The sequence below is a fragment of the Thalassolituus pacificus genome (genome assembly GCF_025318105.1).
In the GTDB taxonomy this organism is placed as follows: domain Bacteria; phylum Pseudomonadota; class Gammaproteobacteria; order Pseudomonadales; family Oceanobacteraceae; genus Venatoribacter; species Venatoribacter pacificus.
On record NZ_JAOANI010000014.1, the window covers coordinates 317,020 to 333,003 of the forward strand.

The 15,984-nt window shown below is 51.5% G+C and carries 15 protein-coding genes and 2 tRNA genes; 14 read left to right on the top strand and 3 right to left on the bottom strand.

What is annotated here, in order from left to right:
* Positions 1-157: 157 nt before the first annotated feature.
* The 3 genes from NYR02_RS06200 to NYR02_RS19510 are packed head-to-tail and all read left to right on the top strand — an operon-like array spanning position 158 to position 2,791.
* Complete coding sequence (locus NYR02_RS06200) at positions 158-1,462, top strand: hypothetical protein (RefSeq protein WP_260975507.1); 1,305 nt, start codon at positions 158-160, stop codon at positions 1,460-1,462.
* Positions 1,463-1,471: 9 nt separating this feature from the next.
* Positions 1,472-1,678: a helix-turn-helix domain-containing protein gene (locus NYR02_RS06205; RefSeq protein WP_225690765.1), complete on the top strand. Its 207-nt coding sequence runs from the start codon at positions 1,472-1,474 to the stop codon at positions 1,676-1,678.
* 3 nt (positions 1,679-1,681) lie between these two features.
* On the top strand, positions 1,682-2,791 hold the full coding sequence (locus NYR02_RS19510) for a phage integrase Arm DNA-binding domain-containing protein (protein ID WP_260975508.1): 1,110 nt from the start codon (positions 1,682-1,684) through the stop codon (positions 2,789-2,791).
* 105 nt (positions 2,792-2,896) lie between these two features.
* Here the strand turns inward: NYR02_RS19510 and NYR02_RS06215 are convergent.
* The 3 genes from NYR02_RS06215 to NYR02_RS06225 form a co-directional block, all read right to left on the bottom strand.
* Positions 2,897-2,973: transfer RNA gene (locus NYR02_RS06215), tRNA-Val, on the bottom strand.
* Positions 2,974-3,234: 261 nt separating this feature from the next.
* Positions 3,235-4,194 carry a sensor domain-containing diguanylate cyclase gene (locus tag NYR02_RS06220; protein WP_260975509.1) on the bottom strand — a complete coding sequence of 320 codons (960 nt, stop codon included), beginning with the start codon at positions 4,192-4,194 and terminating at the stop codon, positions 3,235-3,237.
* Positions 4,195-4,393: 199 nt separating this feature from the next.
* Entirely contained in the window at positions 4,394-5,269 is an 876-nt protein-coding gene (locus tag NYR02_RS06225; RefSeq protein ID WP_260975510.1) for a sterol desaturase family protein, read from the bottom strand.
* Between the two features lie 151 nt (positions 5,270-5,420).
* Here NYR02_RS06225 and NYR02_RS06230 point away from each other — a divergent pair, with 151 nt between their 5' ends.
* The 11 genes from NYR02_RS06230 to NYR02_RS06280 all read left to right on the top strand — a co-directional run bounded on the left by NYR02_RS06230 (position 5,421) and on the right by NYR02_RS06280 (position 15,942).
* Complete coding sequence (locus tag NYR02_RS06230) at positions 5,421-6,413, top strand: AraC family transcriptional regulator (RefSeq protein WP_260975511.1); 993 nt, start codon at positions 5,421-5,423, stop codon at positions 6,411-6,413.
* Between the two features lie 142 nt (positions 6,414-6,555).
* A complete protein-coding gene (gene thrS, locus NYR02_RS06235) occupies positions 6,556-8,487 on the top strand; it encodes a threonine--tRNA ligase (protein ID WP_260975512.1) in 1,932 nt (643 codons plus the stop codon).
* 2 nt (positions 8,488-8,489) lie between these two features.
* On the top strand, positions 8,490-9,032 hold the full coding sequence (infC, locus tag NYR02_RS06240; RefSeq protein WP_420864298.1) for a translation initiation factor IF-3: 543 nt from the start codon (positions 8,490-8,492) through the stop codon (positions 9,030-9,032).
* Between the two features lie 130 nt (positions 9,033-9,162).
* Entirely contained in the window at positions 9,163-9,357 is a 195-nt protein-coding gene (gene rpmI, locus NYR02_RS06245; RefSeq protein ID WP_145470287.1) for a 50S ribosomal protein L35, read from the top strand.
* A 21-nt stretch (positions 9,358-9,378) separates the two neighbouring features.
* Positions 9,379-9,732 (top strand): 50S ribosomal protein L20, encoded by a 354-nt coding sequence (gene rplT, locus NYR02_RS06250; RefSeq protein WP_230331460.1) that lies wholly within the window; start codon positions 9,379-9,381, stop codon positions 9,730-9,732.
* Positions 9,733-9,871: 139 nt separating this feature from the next.
* On the top strand, positions 9,872-10,876 hold the full coding sequence (gene pheS, locus NYR02_RS06255; protein WP_260975513.1) for a phenylalanine--tRNA ligase subunit alpha: 1,005 nt from the start codon (positions 9,872-9,874) through the stop codon (positions 10,874-10,876).
* A gap of 26 nt (positions 10,877-10,902) precedes the next feature.
* Positions 10,903-13,296, top strand: a complete 2,394-nt coding sequence (gene pheT / locus NYR02_RS06260; RefSeq protein ID WP_260975514.1) for a phenylalanine--tRNA ligase subunit beta — start codon at positions 10,903-10,905, stop codon at positions 13,294-13,296.
* 1 nt (position 13,297) lies between these two features.
* Positions 13,298-13,603: an integration host factor subunit alpha gene (ihfA, locus tag NYR02_RS06265; protein WP_015487305.1), complete on the top strand. Its 306-nt coding sequence runs from the start codon at positions 13,298-13,300 to the stop codon at positions 13,601-13,603.
* Positions 13,581-13,949: a MerR family transcriptional regulator gene (locus NYR02_RS06270; protein WP_260975515.1), complete on the top strand. Its 369-nt coding sequence runs from the start codon at positions 13,581-13,583 to the stop codon at positions 13,947-13,949. Before ihfA ends, NYR02_RS06270 begins: the two co-directional genes overlap by 23 nt.
* Before the next feature lie 107 nt (positions 13,950-14,056).
* Positions 14,057-14,133, top strand: a tRNA-Pro gene (locus NYR02_RS06275).
* Between the two features lie 330 nt (positions 14,134-14,463).
* On the top strand, positions 14,464-15,942 hold the full coding sequence (locus NYR02_RS06280; RefSeq protein WP_260975516.1) for a sigma-54 interaction domain-containing protein: 1,479 nt from the start codon (positions 14,464-14,466) through the stop codon (positions 15,940-15,942).
* Positions 15,943-15,984: the final 42 nt, after the last annotated feature.

Here is a 15,984-nt window from a genome sequence, read left to right on the forward strand (position 1 = left end):
TACGTAAATCAATTCTGCGCGCCCGGCTGATCGACGCAGCGAACAGCGTACTAGATTCAGCCGGGCGCTAGCCATTTGGCTACGCCCATAAGCTCCTGTAACACTTATATTAAAAGGGGGGTAAATCCTCCCACATGCTTCATAAAAGGATTTTTCCATGCGTTATGAATCAAAACCAATGAAACGAATCGGTGATGTTTTTGAGAACCAAAATTCAACCGTATCTTATGACCTGTCCGGTCTTCGTTTTTTGCATTGTGGTGTGGATACCATCAAACAGCTTTTTGACTGTGTGCCTCGTGAAGATGTGCTTGAGAAACTGGCTAACCATTACGACAACAAGAAAACAGACCTGATTGTATTCGGTGAGCATGCATGGCGCTTTTCTCGTGCTGGTAAAACCTCCGGTTATCAGTACCTGCTGAAAAACTTAGAAATTGGCTTCGTTGTACTGTTAAAAAGCTTCTATCACGAAGCAGACAAACAAGGTCCACACCTCAAAATCGAAGTCACCCCCGAATCTGTCGAACGATACGGCCTTAACCGACTCACCAAAGAATTGCACACGGTCGGCTCATTGTTCGCTGACTCCCTGATTGCCTCCGGGGTTGCTGTTCACATGGCTTTAGATATGAAAGGGCTTGAACTGCCTGAAGACTTCGAGCAACGGCTTGTTACGCGCGCACAGCGACAACTCAAGGTTACGGGTATTTCCAATGCTGCTTATGACGCGCGTGGGGCAGCCTTTATTTACGGTCAGAATCAAACATACATGTTTGGTAGTGCATCAGGTCTGCAATTCTGCTGTTACGACAAAACAGAAGAAGCCAATCATTCAGACAAAATCGACTTCTGGGAGGATATCTGGAAGAGAACCCCCAGTGCAGAGAATCCAGAAGACACCGAATACAAACGGGGAGATCAGGTTCACCGGGTAGAATTCCGGTTCTCTCACAGAATCATCAAAGAGTTTGAGAACGGCAACCTTCTGAAAACCGGCGAATATATTTGTATTCGTGAACCACGAGACCTCACAAAGCATCTGCGTGGTCTTTGGCTGTATGCCCTCAATAACTTCCGTCTCCAGCATTCCACCACATACATGCATCCCATCTGGCAGAAGCTGATTGAAGACATACAGTGGCAGGACATTCATCCAGACTTTGTGTATTCCCGCGCTCAGAAAATTGCCCAGACAGACACCAGTAAGCGGAACGTTGCCATGTTCATCGGTAACTATTTAAAGCTGGCGGCCCGAAAGGGCCTTAAACCGGAAGTCTGTGTCAAACACATCCTGAGCGCCGGGCTTGATAGTGATGTCGCCCAATATTTCGGCCTGCTTCTCTATGGCAACTCATCAGAGCTTGAATCCATGCTTATGGAATTCGTAGAAGAAAAACTCATTTTCCACCGGATGAATGGGGTAGGTACCAATCAATCTATTAATGCAGTCCCGTTTTAGGAGGATTCCATGGGGTTAAACACTCAACTCATGTCCCTGTCTGAATGGCGGGAAAAGCGTTTCGTTGGTAAGCCTCCCAGCACATCAACGGTTCATCGTTGGATCAAAAATGGTGATCTACCCGCCAAGCGTATCGGCGGTATGTGGTTTGTGATCATCAGTGAAGAACAGAACACTACCGGCGATTCTCTGGTAGATGCGGTACTGCAGGCGTAACCAGTGGCGAGACAGAGAACCAAGGCAAACAGCGATCTACCCGAAAACCTGTACCGTTACGGAAGGGACAACCAGTATTTCCGGTATCGGCACCCGCAAACCGGGAAAATGCATGGCATGGGGTCAGACAAGATCAAGGCGATTGCAGCAGCTAAAAAGCTCAATCACATTCTGATGAAACCCTCTGATCTGGTTCGGGCTGTATTGGACAGCAGTCATGAGTCATTCGCTAACTGCATTCGACGTTATCAGGAAGAACGTCAACCGCTGGAGTCACTGAAACCGGCAACCGTTAAGCTGGAAAACTACCGGCTCAATGCACTAAGCAAAGACCTTGGGCATTACTTCGCTGATGACCTGACCGTTAAAGCCTGTGCTGAGTGGTTGGATGGGTTCAAAGGCAATGCCTATACAAAGCATCGGGGAACGCTGATTAAAGTCTGCACATTTGCAGTATCAAAGGGGTTGATGCGGTTGAATGTAGGGCTTAACACAATGACTGCTCCGCGACTCACAGAGAAGAAGCGCAGACGGCCGCTTAGCAAAGAATGGTATGACCTGATTTATCAAGGCGCGCCAGAATGGCTACAGGTTGCCATGGCATTGGCTCTGGTGACACTTCAGCGCCGCGGTGATCTTGTGCTTGCCAGGTATGACGATATTGAAGGCTATAGATTAAAAATCATTCAGGCAAAAACCGAACAGCATGGCCATCGTGCCTTTCTGAAAATACACATAGGGGAAAGTCTTGCCGGTATCATTGAACGATCACAGCAAATCAAACCTCTGAACTGTCCATTTATTGTCCACCGGCTACCGGCCAGACGCATTCCGTTTGATGGTCAGGAGCATCATGGTCAGATTCAGGGGGATTACCTCGGGAAAACATTTCAGAAAGTGCGTGATCAGATATCAGTCTTTAAAGAAATGGAACCAGAAGAACGTCCGACATTTCATGAGATACGGGCTTTGGGTGGTGCTCTCTATTTAAGGCAGGGATTCAGCAAAGAGTATGTGAATCTGCTCATGGGTCACACAACTCAGAAGATGACAGACGACTACACGGACAGACATCAGCAATGGACAGAATGTGCTGCTGAATTGGTGTTTTAGAGGGTAGGGAAGTACTGGATATTGATAGTCTATTGATACTATTTTGATACCAGACCCCAGAAACAAAAACAGCCGCTTATAGGCGACTGATTTGTAAGGTAATTCTGGTAGGACTAGCCAGATTCGAACTGGCGACCTCTACCATGTCAAGGTAGCGCTCTAACCAACTGAGCTATAGTCCTGAAGTGGCGCGTATATTAACGATGCCTTTTCGCCGGTGCAAGTGCTTTTTTCTGCATTGGGCGGCCAATCCCCACCTGATAAGTGCTTGAAAAACAAATACCTGCGTTTGGCATAAGCTCATTGGGTGGTGGGAAGCGGATGCGCAGTGTCGCGGCGGTATCGGGCAGGGCCGTATTGGCACAGAGTGAGTGGTGGCTACTGCGACCGGTGTAATGATGACGTATGTGCCAGGCCGGTCTTATAGTGTGTGTCTGTTGGCGTTATGGATTGACCTGGTGTGCGGATGTTCTGTTGCGGCCGTGTTTTTTGGAAAGGTAGAGCTGTTGGTCAGCAATATTGAGCAAATCTGTCAGGGTGAGTTCGCCACACTCTTCGCAGCTGCTGATGCCAAAGCTGGCCTCAACCCCAATTGGCGCATTATTGATTAACAAAACGTCGGCCGCGATTGCCTTCCGGATGCGCTCGGCGAGTGTGCGCGCCTGTGGCAGATCAGTCTGCGGTAACAGTATTGCAAACTCTTCGCCGCCGATGCGTGCCAGTATATCGGCAGTGCGGACGGTTGCGGCAGCAATATCGGCCACTCGCTTCAGTACCGCATCGCCAACGTTATGACCCCAGGTATCATTGATGAGCTTAAAGTGATCCAGATCGAACATAATGATGGATGTCGGGCAGTTAAAGCGCAGAGCTTCTTTTAATACTTGTTCTCCAAGATTAAAAAAAACGCGGCGATTATTCAGATCGGTCAGAGGATCCGTCCCGGCTAAATACTCGGCCTCCCGGCGGGCCGCTTCCAATTCCTGTTCCATGCTTTTGCGATCGGTGATGTCGGTCGCAATTTCGATGCGTACCAGGTCGCCGTTGATCCAGCGTATGGCTTCGTCGCGGCATTGATACCAGTGTCCATTCTGGGTGTTCTGAAATTCCCACACATAAACGCCGTTGGCCTGCTGGTTTTCATCCAGCAGTTTATCGTTGGTGCAGAATGCGCAAGGGCCACTCTGATTTGTCTGCAGGTATTCCCAGCAGCGTTTATTGCCTGGTTCGCCCCATTTTTTACGGGCGTAATCGTTAATAAACAGCAGCTCGTAGGTTTTCATATCGGCGACATAAATCATCGCGTCCAGGCTGTTCAGAACGGTGACGACAGCGGCAACCTGGGCTGTATTTTCGGCCGCATTCTGGGCTGAGCTTGCGATGATGTCAGGGATTTTAGTCATATCAGAAATGTGAGTCGGTATTCTGCTGAGCTTAGACTGCTCTGACGGCTGCGGCAATGATCGCTCCTGGGAGGAGGTGATAGCTCTGGGGGAACTCTGCTTAGTTGTCTCTGACGGGAGTTCTGAGAATGTTCACTGATGAATGGGATAACAGCCTGCAGGGCATCAATGGCAGTCCTGCAGGTGTCATTTTTAAGACCTATCGGTTATCAGTGTCAGCCTGTGTGCCGTAGTGCTGCTGTGCCCAGTCCGGATGTTTGTAGAGAATTCTTAAATCCTTGTAGCGCCACACGTCCTTAAACATGTCGACCCAATCGTGTACCTGTAAATAAAAGGGATTGTAAGGTTTGGCAGGCATACGGGTGACGCCGTATTTAATCTCGCCAGCATCCTCTTCTGAGCGGAACGTGCCGAATAATTTATCCCAGATAATAAAAATGCCACCAAAATTGGTATCAATCTGTTTCGGGTTGCTGCCGTGATGCACGCGGTGGTGCGAAGGCGTATTCATAACTTTTTCCAGCCAGCCGAGCTTGCGCACCTGTTCGGTATGCAGAAAAAACTGATAAACCAGATTGCCTTCAATGGCGAGCAGTACCCAGTTTTTATCAAAGCCCAGCAGGGCAGCCGGAATCCACCAGAATAACCAGGAGCCGGACAGGGCAAAGGTAAAGTTCTGACGCAGTGCAGTGGAAAAATTCATGTGCTCAGAAGAATGATGAGTGACGTGCACATTCCAGAACCAGCGCACTTTATGCATCAGGACATGATTAATGTAGAAACAAAAATCAATAAAAACGATCAGTGCCAGCACGCTGAGAACAGACAGCTCCGGGTTCCACTGCAGGCCGTAGTCGTACACCCATAAATAGAACGCCTGAATAAACAGCGCGATGGCAATGCCATCGACCACCTTGTAAGAGAAACCCGTTGTCAGGTTCGCCACGGTTTCGCGCAGATGATAAACACCGGTTTTCCCCTGGTGGCGGGTGTACCCGTATTCGGCCAGCATGACCCCCAGAAACAAAGCGCCAAAAGCGACGACGAAAAACAGGGCGTGCAGAACATCTTGCATGCAGTGCTCCTTATTATTGTTGTGAGCCTCTACTTTACGCTGCCAGCGTTGTTCGGAATTGACATTTACTGTCTTTATTTTGACAATCTCTGCCACTTATAGGTTGCGCCTGGGTGGTCTGGCTGCATCGGGAACTGGCGGAGAGATAACGATGACTATGCTGGCGCAATTGCAGGTCAGTGGTGATCTGGCAGGGCTGGCGCGTGATTTTCTGCTGCGCGAAGGAGATACCCGCTGTGATTTGTATGCTTATCTGCAGGGGTTTGCTGCAGACAGTCGCATCAGCTTCAGCCAATGGTGGGAGTTGCTCGACCGTTTGCAGCAGCGTTATCCGCAGCGCCATATCGGTCTGGAGCTGGGGCAGTTGGTGCGCCCGGAGTTTGTCGGCGTGTTGGGCTACCTGTTGCTGTCGAGTGAAACCGTGGCCGATGCTTTGCAGGGGTTTCAGCGTTATCAGCGGCTGCTGCACGACGGTGATCGGGCAACCGCCAGTTTGCAGGATGGCTGTCTGCGTCTGAGTTGGACGGTAGATTACGGTCCATCATCGCAATTGTCGGATGAAGTGCTGGTAGTGGGCATGCTGACCTTTATCCGTCAGATGACAGCGCGAGCCGATTTAAGCCCGCAGGCGGTGCAGTTTTCCTTTGCGGAGCCGGCCGATGCCGAGCCCTATCGTCAGGCACTGGGCTGTGAGGTGCTGTTTCAGCAGGCGCAAACTGCCATTCTGATCAGGCCTGAGTATTTGGCCTTGCCGGTCAATAATCACAACGCGGGCCTGAAGCAGCTATTGGAACAGCAGGCCCAGGCCTTGATGGATGTGTTGCCGCAGAGCGAAGGTTTTGTACAAAGTTTGCGTACCGCACTGTTAAAAGTGCTGCAGAACGGCGAACCCACTTCGCGCTGCGTTGCCCGTTTATTGCATCTGTCTGAGCGTACATTATTCCGCCGTCTGGAAGATCATCAGCTGGCGTTTAAAGAGGTGCTGGCGCAAACGCGGATGCAGTTGGCGAAAGAGTATCTGAGTGAAGGAAGGCTGACCCACAGTGAAATTGCGTTACTGTTGGGGTACTCGGAACAGAGCGCGTTCAGCCGCGCCTTTAAGCGTGAGACCGGTCAATCGCCACGTCAGTGGTTGCGCCAATAGTTCGCTCGGACGTCAGCTGGATACTGATCATGGGGCCGAATAAAACCCCCGCAGTTTACAGCGCCCGGCGTGGTCTGTAGAGTACGTCCTCTTTTAAATTCATGTGGCCTGTCGTGGGGGCCACCACTGACAAGGATCAGATATGCCTGTTATTACCCTTCCTGATGGTTCCAAACGTGAATTCGCACAGCCGGTTACGCTGATGCAGGTGGCCGAAGATATTGGCCCCGGTCTGGCAAAAGCGACCGTGTGTGGCCGTATTAATGGCCAGCTGGTGGATGCCTGTGAACTGATCACCGAAGACGCCAATGTCACGTTGATTACCGGTCGCGATGACGAAGGTCTGGAAGTGATTCGTCACTCCTTTGCGCACCTGGTCGGGCACGCGGTGAAACAGCTGTACCCAACCGCCAAAATGGCTATCGGTCCTGTTATCGACAACGGTTTTTATTACGACATCGAGTTTGAGCGTCCTTTTACACCGGAAGATGTAACCGCCATCGAAAAACGTGTTGGCGAGCTGATCAAAAAAGATTACGACGTTATTAAAAAAATGACGCCGATTAAAGAAGCGCGTCGCGTGTTTGTTGACCGTGGCGAAGACTATAAAGTTGAGCTGATCGACGACCTGATTCAGAAAGGCGAAGAGGCCGTTGGCCTTTACCATCACGAAGAATACACCGACATGTGTCGCGGCCCGCACGTGCCGAATACACGTGTGATGCGCGTCTTCAAACTGATGCGTGTATCCGGCGCTTACTGGCGCGGCGATTCGCAGAACAAACAGCTGCAGCGCATTTATGGCACCGCCTGGAACGACAAAAAAGAGCTGAAAGCCTACATTACCCGCATCGAAGAAGCGGAAAAACGCGATCACCGTAAACTGGCTAAGCAGCTGGACCTGTTCCATCTGCAGGAAGAAGCGCCGGGTATGGTGTTCTGGCATCCGAATGGCTGGACCATGTGGCAGGTACTGGAACAGTACATGCGCAAAGTGCAGCAGGATGCCGGTTATCAGGAAATCAAAACGCCACAGGTTGTTGACCGCTCATTGTGGGAAAAATCCGGCCACTGGGAACACTATGGCGATGCCATGTTCACCACGGAGTCTGAGAAGCGTACCTACGCGGTGAAGCCGATGAACTGCCCGTGTCATATCCAGGTGTTCAATCAGGGTCTGAAGAGCTACCGTGACCTGCCGCTGCGTCTGGCGGAATTTGGTTCCTGTCACCGTAACGAGCCGTCCGGTGCTCTGCACGGCATTATGCGTGTGCGTGGCTTTACCCAGGACGATGCGCACATTTTTGTGTCGGAAAAGCAGATCCGTCAGGAAGCATCAGACTTTATTAAGCTGACGCTGGGTGTGTACAAAGACTTTGGTTTTGATGCGGTCGAAATGAAGCTGTCGACCCGTCCGGAAGGCCGTATCGGTGATGATTCTTTGTGGGACCAGGCGGAAGCCGCACTGGAAGACGCACTGAATGACGCCGGTCTGGAATGGGAGCTGCAGCCGGGTGAAGGCGCCTTCTACGGCCCTAAAATCGAATTCTCTCTGCGTGATTGCTTAAATCGCGTCTGGCAGTGTGGTACTGTGCAGCTCGATTTTATGCTGCCAGAGCGTTTAGGCGCCCAATATGTGGATGAAGACGGCGAGCGCAAGACTCCGGTCATGCTGCATCGTGCGATTCTTGGGTCGTTCGAGCGTTTTATTGGTATTCTTATCGAGCACTATGCAGGTGCGATGCCGCCATGGCTGGCACCGCAGCAAGTGTCGGTACTCAATATCACCGATAATCAGGGTGAATATTGTCAGAATCTGGCCCAAAACCTGAAATCAAAAGGCTTCCGGGCTGTTGCGGACTTGAGAAACGAGAAGATCGGCTTTAAAATCCGTGAGCACACTTTGCACAAGGTACCCTACCTGTTGGTTGTAGGGGATAAAGAAGTAGAAGCAAACACCGTCGCTGTGCGTACCCGTAAAGGTGAAGACCTGGGTGTTATGAGTATCGACGCCTTCATTGAAATACTTGAAGGTGGCATTGCACAGCGCGGACGGTTTGGAATGGAGAACTGATCATCAGACGCGATAACAGAAAGGGCGGCCGTCAAGACAATCGAGCTGCCATTAACGATCAAATTCGTGCAACCGAGGTACGTTTGATCGGCGCCGATGGAAGCCAGGTTGGTATCGTCAGTATTGAAGACGCTTTGCGTATGGCGGGAGAATCAGCCTTGGATCTGGTACAGATTTCAGATGGCGATCCGATCGTATGTAAGGTGATGGATTTCGGTAAGAAGCTTTACGAAGAGAAAAAGCAAAAAGCCGAAGCCAAAAAACGCCAGCACCAGATCCAGATTAAGGAAATGAAATTCCGTCCGGGTACTGAAGAAGGCGATTATCAGATTAAATTACGTAATCTGACACGTTTCCTAGAGGGTGGTGATAAAGCGAAAGTGTCTCTGCGCTTCCGCGGCCGTGAGATGGCTCACCAGCATATCGGGATGGAGTTGATGAAACGCATTGAAGAGGACCTTCGGGAAATCGGCACTGTGGAACAACACCCGAAAATGGAAGGCCGTCAAATGGTGATGGTCATCGCCCCAGGTAAGAAGAAGTAGTCTGGTTCCTAAATGAATCACATAACCCCGGCTTAATGCCGGGTTTATGCGTTCTACCGACTGCTCGTTATGGCAGGTGTTATACAGGGTCTTAGTTTCTGTATGCACCATAACCTTTTGGAGTAACAAAATGCCTAAAATCAAAACTAAGAGCGGCGCAGCCAAGCGCTTCAAGAAGACCGCGAACGGCTTCAAACACCGTTGTGCGTTCCGTAGCCACATCCTGACCAAAAAGAGCACCAAGCGTAAGCGTCATCTGCGCGGTATGTCTCAGGTTCACGCCTCTGACGTTAAGCTGGTAGCGCGCATGCTGCCTAATCTTTAATCGGTATTCAGGAGATAAACTATGGCTCGTGTTAAACGTGGTGTGATCGCTCGTCGTCGTCACAAAAAAATTCTGAAGCAGGCTAAAGGTTACTACGGTGCTCGCAGCCGTGTATTCCGTGTAGCTAAACAAGCTGTGATCAAAGCTGGTCAGTATGCTTACCGCGACCGTCGTCAGCGTAAGCGTCAGTTCCGTCAGCTGTGGATCGCGCGTATTAACGCCGGTGCACGCATCAACGGTTTGTCTTACAGCAAGTTCATCAACGGCCTGAAAAAAGCTGCTGTTGAAATTGACCGTAAGGTACTGGCTGATCTGGCGGTTAACGAAAAAGCAGCGTTTGCGGCTCTGGTTGAAAAAGCCAAGTCCAGCCTGTAATTTCACCGCTTAGCCGGAAAACGGTAATGGTCAGCGTGTAAACTCTGGCCAACGCCTGCGAAATAGGGGATGAGCTTAGGTAATCTAGGTGATTCCCCTATTTTTTTGTCAATCTGACGTCAATTGATGGATAGCAACGATGGAAAACCTTGAGGCCCTGACACAGCAAGCCCTGGCCGCCGTAAGTGAAGCGCAAGATGTAGCGGCGCTGGATCAGGTACGGGTTCAATTTCTGGGCAAAAAAGGGGAAATTACTTCCCTGATGAAAAACCTTGGCAGCGTGGCGCCGGAAGATCGTCCGAAAATGGGCGCGATCATTAACGAAGCCAAAGACCAGGTTGAAAATGCAATCAGCCAGCGCAAGCAGCTGCTGGAAAGCGCCGCTCTGAATGCCAAACTGGCCGCTGAAACCATCGACATTACTCTGCCGGGCCGGGCCATGCAGGAAGGCAGTCTGCATCCTGTTACCCGCACCATTGAGCGTATCGAATCCTTTTTTGCTGGTGCTGGCTTCCAGGTAATGGAAGGCCCGGAAATCGAAGACGAATTCCATAACTTCGAAGCGCTGAATATTCCGTCGCACCATCCGGCGCGTGCTATGCACGACACCTTTTATTTTGACGCCGGACGCCTGCTGCGAACGCATACCTCGCCGGTACAGGTGCGCACCATGGAAGCCCAGCAACCACCGCTGCGTATTATTTGCCCGGGCCGTGTTTACCGCTGCGATTACGATCAGACCCATTCCCCTATGTTCCACCAGATGGAAGGGTTACTGGTTGATAAGGGCGTCAGCTTCGCCGACCTGAAAGGCATTCTGCAGGAATTTATGGCCGCCTTCTTTGAGAAAGACATCAAGGTGCGCCTGCGTCCGTCGTATTTCCCGTTTACCGAACCCTCTGCCGAAATCGACATTGAATGGGTGATTGAAACCCCGGAAGGCACCAAAACCCGCTGGCTGGAAATTGGCGGCTGCGGCATGGTCCACCCGGAGGTATTCCGCCATGTAGGCATTGATCCGGAAGAGTACACCGGCTTTGCTTTTGGCATGGGAATGGAGCGTATGGCGATGCTGCGTTACGGCGTTAACGACCTGCGTCTGTTCTTCGAAAATGATCTGCGCTTCCTGCAGCAGTTCCGTTAATCGCTTATTACAGGATTTAGTACAACATGAAATTCAGCGAACAATGGTTACGCGAATGGGTGCAGCCGGCTGTCAGCACTGAAGAACTGGCCGCCCAGGTAACGATGGCAGGCCTCGAAGTCGACGGCGTAGAAGCCGTTGCCGGTATGTTTTCCGGCGTTGTGGTGGGCCAGGTGGTCAGCCGTGAACAACACCCGGATGCCGACAAGCTCAGCCTGTGTCAGGTGACCGATGGCAATGAAACCTTCCAGATTGTCTGCGGTGCTGCGAACGTCCGTACCGGCCTGAAAATCCCGCTGGCAAAAATCGGCGCGGTGCTTCCCGGCGACTTTAAAATTAAGAAAGCCAAACTGCGTGGTGTCGAATCCTTCGGCATGTTGTGTGCCGAAGCCGAGCTGGGCATGGCCGAAAGCTCCGATGGTCTGATGGAATTACCGGAAGACGCACCGGTTGGCGCCGATTTCCGCGAATATATGAACCTCGACGATGCCATCATCGAAGTGGATCTGACCCCGAACCGCGCCGACTGCCTGAGCATGGCTGGTCTGGCGCGTGAAGTGGGCGTACTGAACAAAGCCGATCTGACTGAGCTGGTCGTTAACGCTGTAGCGCCTGCCATCGATGACAAAGCTGCCATCGAAGTCTCGGCAGCCGAGCAGTGCCCGCGTTATCTGGGCCGCATCGTCAAAGGCGTCAACGTAAAAGCCGTTACCCCTTTGTGGATGGTGGAAAAACTGCGTCGTGGCGGTATCCGCTCCATTGATCCGGTGGTCGATGTTACCAACTACGTGATGCTGGAGCTGGGTCAGCCGATGCACGCTTTCGATCTGAAGCAGATTGATGGTGGCATTCGTGTGCGTATGGCCGGGCAGGGCGAAAAACTGACGCTGCTTGATGGTCAGGAAGTTGAACTGAACGCCGACACTCTGGTGATTGCCGACCACGCCAAGCCGCTGGCTATTGCCGGTATTATGGGTGGTGAGCACTCCGGTGTGGCGGACGATACGCAGGATCTGCTGCTCGAAGCGGCGTTCTTTGCACCGCTGGCGATTGCCGGTCGTGCCCGTAACTATGGCCTGCATACCGATTCTTCCCACCGCTTTGAGCGTGGTGTCGATTACAACCTGGCGGCCAAAGCCATGGAGCGTGCAACGGCATTGCTGCTGGATATCTGTGGTGGTCAGCCAGGTCCTGTGGTGGAAGTGGCAAGTGAAGCACATCTGCCAAAAGCGCCGACCATTCACCTGCGTCGTGCCCGTGCCGAGCTGATTCTGGGTCTGAAGCTGGCCGATAGCGAGATTGAAGACATCCTCACCCGTCTGGGTATGCAGCTGACGGCAACCGATGATGGCTGGGATGTGGTTGCACCAAGCTACCGCTTCGATATGGCGATTGAATCTGACCTGATCGAAGAACTGGCCCGTATCTACGGTTACGAGCGTTTGCCGGTACGTCTGCCAAGTGCAGCCTCGCCGCTGGCGCGCGTCGCTGAAAACCGTCTGAGCATGGGCGATCTGCGTCGTCATCTGGTGGCGCGCGGTTATCAGGAAGCCATTACCTACAGCTTTGTTGAACCTCAGCTGCAGAAATCCATGGACCCTGAACATGCACCGATTGCACTGCTGAACCCGATTTCGGCAGAAATGTCAGTGATGCGTACCGATCTGCTCGCCGGTCTGGTACAGGCGGTCAGCTACAACCTCAAACGTCAGCAGCCGCGTGTGCGTCTGTTTGAAACCGGTTTACGTTTTGTGCCACAGGCCGATGGTCAGCTGGATCAGATTCCGACGCTGGCTTTCGCTCTGACGGGTAACCGTCTGCCGCAGTCCTGGGCTGATACCGATGCCAGCGTCGATTTCTTTGATGCCAAAGGCGATGTCGAATCCCTGCTGGCGCGCACTGGTCAGCTGAGCCGCTACCGTTTTGTTGCGGCAAGCCATCCGGCGCTGCATCCGGGCCAGACTGCTCGCATCGAAAAAGCCGACGCAGACGGTCGGTGGCAGGAAGTTGGCGTAATGGGTGCGCTGCATCCGAGCCTGCAGAAGCCTCTGGGCGTGAAGCAGGCGCTGTATCTGGTGCAACTGGATCTTGCGGCTGTGCGTGAGATTGCGATTCCGGATTTCTCCGAACTGTCGAAGTTCCCGGAAATGCGCCGCGATCTGGCTCTGGTGGTTGCTCAGGATGTGCAGGTTGATCAGGTTTTACAGGCAATCCGTGCGAAAGCAGGGGATTACCTGACAAAGCTCAACCTGTTTGATGTGTATGTCGGCAAAGGCATTGATCCTGATAGAAAAAGTCTTGCTTTGGGGTTGACCTGGCAGCATCCTTCGCGCACATTAACTGATGAAGAAGTGAACGATTCTGTTTCATCAGTACTGGCTCATCTTGAAGAGAGCTTGGGAGCAACGCTAAGGGGTTAGCATGACCGCTTTGACCAAAGCAGAACTGGCAGAAAAACTGTTCGAGGATCTTGGTCTCAACAAGCGCGAGGCGAAAGATATGGTGGATCTCTTTTTTGATGAGATCCGCGATAGTCTGAGTCGCAACGAGCAGGTTAAGTTGTCGGGTTTCGGCAACTTTGACCTGCGTGATAAGCGTCAACGGCCGGGTCGCAATCCGAAAACGGGTGAAGAAATTCCTATCTCTGCCCGTCGTGTTGTGACCTTTAAACCAGGTCAAAAACTCAAGGTTCGGGTGGAGGCGTATGCTGGAACCCAGCCACAATAACGAACTTCCCCCCATTCCCGCCAAACGCTATTTCACCATCGGTGAAGTGAGCGAATTGTGCGACGTGAAACCTCATGTTCTGCGTTACTGGGAACAGGAATTTCCACAACTCAGCCCGGTAAAACGTCGTGGCAACCGCCGTTACTACCAGCGTCAGGACGTGATCCTCGTCCGTGAAATCCGTGCCTTGCTCTATCACGAAGGTTACACCATTGGCGGTGCTCGTCAGCGCTTGACCGAAGAAGGTGAATCCAACGCCGTGGCGATGGATCAGGCATTGGTCAAAAACATGATTATCGAACTGAAAGAACTGGCTGAACTACTCAATCCTGATCGTTACTCCTGAGCCTCTCTGCTGGCCCCTTATCTAAAAAAATGTTTAATTTTTCAGTGGCTTAAGTATACTTGGCGGCGCTCTCAAGGCGATTCAATCCGTCGGCTTGGAGTCTGTGTCGGGGCGTAGCGCAGCCTGGTAGCGCACTTGTCTGGGGGACAAGGGGTCGCAGGTTCAAATCCTGTCGTCCCGACCAAAAATTCTACAAAAAAGGCCAGTCAGCGATGACTGGCCTTTTTTGTATGTGCGATTTCGCAAGGCGGTGTATTTGACCAGCAGCGTATTTTCTTAATTTGCTCCTCCGGCCGCTTCATTTAGGACAAAGGGTTTTACCCTGTTTTGTACTGGTTTTTAATCTTTAGTTTTATCAGCATCTTACGCTATGATCTGCTCTCGATAGTCTGTTCTGTGCATTTTTATTCGCAATAAAGGCTCGTGTAAGCAAGGAAAATAATTTACGAAAGCTTGGGTTTGCACCCAGGCGTGTTGGGGATCATGGATGAGTATGGCAAAGATACATACACTGGTGAGCTGGATTGGTGCTACCGACCTGAATGCAGCCAGCAGTAATACTGAGGGGAAAACCTTTGGTCCCATCGCAGCGACCTTGCAGGCCGAAGCTTTTGATGCCGTCGAGTTGCTCTACAACTACTCAGAAGAACAAGTAAAACCCTATCTCCTCTGGTTGCAACAGCGGGTATCAGTTTCGGTTCGGGCGCATGCCGTCAGCTTGTCTTCTCCGGTGGATTACAACGATGTCTATCAGGCCGCCGATCAGTTCCTTGCTGACATCAGTGCCGAAAATTGTAATCTCTCGCTGCTGTTAAGCCCGGGTACACCCGCAATGCAGGCGGTCTGGGTTCTGCTGGGTAAAACCCGTTATTCCTGCAGGTTCTATCAGTCATCGCTTCAGCAAGGCGTACAAGAGGTTGATATCCCATTCCAGCTGTCAATGGAGTATCTGCCGGCTGCGCGGCTTATCGACAGCCATAAAATCAGCTCGCTGTCCGACATCAGTGCCCCTATCAATGCAGCATTTGCCAATATCGTCACCCTGAATCCGGGAATGCTGATGCTCAAACAGAAGGCTCAGATTCTTGCCGAGCGCGAAGTTCCTGTGCTGATTTATGGCGAAACCGGTACGGGCAAGGAGTTGTTTTCCCGTGCGATTCACAACGCCAGTAAACGGGCGAACAAACCATTTATCTCGCTGAATTGCGGTGCCATACCGGCAGAGCTGGTCGATTCCGTTTTGTTTGGCCACAAGAAGGGCGCCTTTACCGGTGCAATGTCAGACAAATCTGGAGTATTTGAACAGGCTGATGGCGGAACTCTGTTTCTGGATGAATTTGGCGAGCTTGAGCCCTCAGTTCAGGTGCGTTTGTTGCGGGTATTACAGGACGGCACATTCACTCCGGTTGGCGCTAGCAAAGAACAGAAAGTTGACGTCCGTCTGATCACGGCAACACACAGAAACCTGATGGAGAAAGTCGCCGAAGGCAGCTTTCGGGAAGACCTTTTCTATCGCATTGCGGTTGGCGTTCTTCATCTGCCACCCATCCGAGAACGCAAGGGCGATCTTACTCTGCTGGCAAATCGGCTGTTGAGCATGTTGGCTGAAGAAGACGACAGCCTGAAAGATAAGAAAATTTCCCCAGATGCATTAAATATTATTATTTCGCACCCTTGGCGGGGTAACGTCAGAGAACTGCAATCCACGCTGTTACGTGCAGCATTGTGGTGTCAGGGCAATGAGATTACCGCCGAAGACATGCGCCAGGCGCTTTTTCACATGCCTGAACGTGCTTCAGATAGCGCCGGCATAATGAATCGTGATGTTTCTCAAGGTATTGATTTGCAAGGGCTTATTGATGAATTATCAAAGCATTACATACTTCGCGCGCTGGATGCTGCGCAGGGAAAAAAGAAGCTTGCCGCCAAATTACTCGGCATTGAAAACTACCAGACATTAAGCAATTGGATTAAGCGGTTGGACATTTCTTAGGTCGCTAAATCGTTTCCTGAAAATTGGCATGGCATTCGCTGT

What these genes read in the sequence shown, in the direction of transcription:
- NYR02_RS06205 (WP_225690765.1), top strand. Translation starts at nt 1,472, where the DNA reads ATGGGGTTAAACACTCAACTCATGTCCCTGTCTGAATGGCGGGAAAAG.
- rplT (WP_230331460.1), top strand. Translation starts at nt 9,379, where the DNA reads ATGGCTCGTGTTAAACGTGGTGTGATCGCTCGTCGTCGTCACAAAAAA.
- rpmI (WP_145470287.1), top strand. Translation starts at nt 9,163, where the DNA reads ATGCCTAAAATCAAAACTAAGAGCGGCGCAGCCAAGCGCTTCAAGAAG.
- ihfA (WP_015487305.1), top strand. Translation starts at nt 13,298, where the DNA reads ATGACCGCTTTGACCAAAGCAGAACTGGCAGAAAAACTGTTCGAGGAT.
- NYR02_RS06200 (WP_260975507.1), top strand. Translation starts at nt 158, where the DNA reads ATGCGTTATGAATCAAAACCAATGAAACGAATCGGTGATGTTTTTGAG.
- NYR02_RS06220 (WP_260975509.1), bottom strand. Translation starts at nt 4,194, where the DNA reads ATGACTAAAATCCCTGACATCATCGCAAGCTCAGCCCAGAATGCGGCC.
- pheT (WP_260975514.1), top strand. Translation starts at nt 10,903, where the DNA reads ATGAAATTCAGCGAACAATGGTTACGCGAATGGGTGCAGCCGGCTGTC.
- NYR02_RS06230 (WP_260975511.1), top strand. Translation starts at nt 5,421, where the DNA reads ATGACTATGCTGGCGCAATTGCAGGTCAGTGGTGATCTGGCAGGGCTG.
- NYR02_RS06270 (WP_260975515.1), top strand. Translation starts at nt 13,581, where the DNA reads ATGCTGGAACCCAGCCACAATAACGAACTTCCCCCCATTCCCGCCAAA.
- pheS (WP_260975513.1), top strand. Translation starts at nt 9,872, where the DNA reads ATGGAAAACCTTGAGGCCCTGACACAGCAAGCCCTGGCCGCCGTAAGT.
- thrS (WP_260975512.1), top strand. Translation starts at nt 6,556, where the DNA reads ATGCCTGTTATTACCCTTCCTGATGGTTCCAAACGTGAATTCGCACAG.
- NYR02_RS06225 (WP_260975510.1), bottom strand. Translation starts at nt 5,269, where the DNA reads ATGCAAGATGTTCTGCACGCCCTGTTTTTCGTCGTCGCTTTTGGCGCT.